Source organism: Sutterella sp. KLE1602 (genome assembly GCF_001578585.1).
Lineage (GTDB): Bacteria > Pseudomonadota > Gammaproteobacteria > Burkholderiales > Burkholderiaceae_F > Sutterella > Sutterella wadsworthensis_A.
Map to the genome: position 1 here is coordinate 1 of NZ_KQ968488.1, position 511 is coordinate 511.

General features: G+C 55.2%; 1 protein-coding gene. It reads left to right on the plus strand.

Annotated elements, in window-relative coordinates:
• Nucleotides 1-413 (plus strand): group II intron maturase-specific domain-containing protein (locus HMPREF3036_RS01135; RefSeq protein ID WP_304440521.1); only part of this gene is annotated, 413 nt, incomplete at its 5' end.
• Nucleotides 414-511 lie beyond the last annotated feature (98 nt).

A 511-nucleotide genomic window follows, 5' to 3' on the forward strand; every position in this document is an offset into this window, starting at 1 on the left:
TCGTGAAAGCACGACCGCATCAGAAGTCCAAGGCCAAATGCAGACAGCGCCTGAAGGCCATTACCTCACGCAGTCGAGGCAGAAGCCTTGAAGCGTACAGGAAGGAGCTGAAGGCTTTCGTCTGCGGATGGGTCAACTATTTCGCGGAGTCGTCGATGGCGATATTCGTCAGAAGCACCGATGAATGGTTGCGCAGACGCATCCGACAGATCTACTGGAAACAGTGGAAGAAGGTTCGGACAAAGTTTGCGGCGCTCAGGAAACTGGGCCTAGACGACAAGGTGGCTTGGGAGTGGGCCAATACCCGCAAGTCGTACTGGCATACGGCAAACAGTTGGATACTCTCGACCTCGCTGACAAATGGCCGACTCCGAGAATTGGGATGGACGTGCCTGGGGGACGTCTACAAGTAGGAAGTTCTCTGAGGTTATTGATAACCGCCCACTGCGGATCCGCACGGTGGGTGGTGTGGAAGGGGCTGAGGATCAAAAGTCCTCACCCCTATCCGATT